Source organism: Peterkaempfera griseoplana (assembly GCF_001418575.1).
GTDB lineage: Bacteria > Actinomycetota > Actinomycetes > Streptomycetales > Streptomycetaceae > Peterkaempfera > Peterkaempfera griseoplana.
The window spans coordinates 1-1,817 of record NZ_LIQR01000786.1 but is presented as its reverse complement, the minus strand read 5'-3'; the positions used below and the strand labels follow the sequence as shown (position 1 = coordinate 1,817).

Here is a 1,817-nt window from a genome sequence, read left to right as displayed (position 1 = left end):
GCCCCGGCTGGCAGGGCCGCCCGCCGGGCGGCCCCTACCCGCCCAGCGGGCCCCAGCAGCGCTACGACCCCACCGACCCGGTGCAGCGCAGGGCACGCTACGCGCTGCTCTCGGGCATGTGGGGCCTGTTCTTCATGATCTTCAACCTGCCCTATGTGGGACTGCTGCTCGGCGCGCTGGCGGTCTACTGGGGCATCAGCGCCCTGCGCGGCACCGCCAAGGACCCGGCGGCGGCAGCCTCCGGGTCCGACCAGCGCACCGGGACCACCGGCGGCGCGCAGCTGCCCTCCGCTCCGCCGCCCACCGGGCACCGTCCTGCCCCGCTGCCGCCGCCCGGCTGGGCGGCGCCCCGCCCGGCCCGGCCGCAGCTCCCCGCCGCGCTCGGCGGGCTGGTGACCGGCGGCGTGGCGCTGGCCATGGTCGCCGCCTCCTGGGGGCTCCAGCTGGCGTACAAGGACTACTACGACTGCGTGTCCGACGCGCTGACCCAGAAGGCTCAGCACAGCTGCAGCAAACTGATCCCCGAGTGGCTGCAGAAGGCGGACAACGTCAACGGCTGACCGCTCCGGTGGACGGCTGACGGCTCCGCGGGGCGGCGCAGGCGGCGCAGGGGGCTTCGGGACGGCCTGGGGGCAGTGGCCGACCAGGGACGGCCGGGGGCACCGCAGCGGGCCGGAGAGATCAGTTCCTGCCCCGGCCCGCCGCCCTGCCGCGCAACGCGAACCGGGCGAGCAGGACACCGGGAACCCCCACCGCGGCGGTCCAGGCCGCCGCCGCGGCCCCCGTCAACCAGGGCGAGGGGCCCAGGGAGGCCAGACGGTCCACCCCCAGCGCCCCACCCGAGGCCGCCGCGCCCAGGGCGGCCGCCACTCCGGTGAGCAGGGCCGCGCACACGGCGGCCAGCGCGGTGGCGACCGGGTGCCAGCGGGCTCCCGCTGCCGCCCTGCCGAGGACGGCGGCCAGCACGACACCGGCCAGCGCGGGCACGGCCAGGGTGGACCAGCCCAGCGGGCCCGCCACCGCGGGTGACGCCGCTGTCGCCCGGGGCAGCGCGGCCAGCAGCGGGAACACCGGCGTGTCGCCGAGGACCGTCCCGTACGGCGCCACCGTGCTGCCCGTGCCCACGGTGAAACCCGGCCCGAGGGCGTAGGAGGCCGCCCACACCGCGGCGTCCGGGTAGAGGGCCAGACAGAGCAGCAGCAGCCCGGCCTGGCCGGGGACATCAGGGGCCAGGGCCAGAACCGTACGGCCGGCGGCATTCCCGTGGAGCAGCAGCGCACAGCCGAGAACCAGCGCACCCCCGCCCAGCAGCGCCGCGCACGCGGCCGTCACCGCGCGCAGCAGCGCGGCGCCCGCGGCGGCGGGAAACGCCCACCCGGGCAGCAGGCAGCCGGCGGGCCGCAGCGAGGGCTCCTCGTACGGCCGCAGCAGCGCCCGCAGCCGCACCGCCGGGTGCCGCAGCAGCGCCCCCCAGGGTCCGGTGGCCGAGCGCACCCCGACGGCTGCAACCGGCACCGCCAGGGCAAGCACCGCGGCGAGCGCCGGAAACGGGCGGGCCCGCAGCATGCCGTCCTCGGAGGCGATCACCGCGGCACCGGCCGCCACCAGGGTGTAGCCGCTGCAGACGGCGAGGACGGCCGTCGCCAGGGAACGCAGGGCGGTCGCCGGACCCGGCGCGGCGGGGAAGCGCAGCGAACGGCCGGCCCGGCGGCCGGCGCGGAACAACAGGAAGAGGGCCGCGGCGGTCAGCAGCAGCGGCACCATGCCCACCGGGGCGGTGCCGGCGCCGGGGACCTCGCCCGGGACCGGGACGGCGG

The 1,817-nt window shown here is 78.6% G+C and carries 1 protein-coding gene and 1 pseudogene; one reads left to right on the top strand and one right to left on the bottom strand.

Annotated features, from left to right (window positions below; genetic code table 11):
• A pseudogene (locus tag AOK09_RS36775) lies at nucleotides 1-560 on the top strand (hypothetical protein); the annotation flags it as partial.
• Between the two features lie 121 nt (nucleotides 561-681).
• Here AOK09_RS36775 and AOK09_RS40655 read toward each other — a convergent pair.
• The coding region (locus tag AOK09_RS40655; protein WP_055591495.1) for a cell division protein PerM at nucleotides 682-1,817 on the bottom strand (1,136 nt) is incomplete at its 5' end.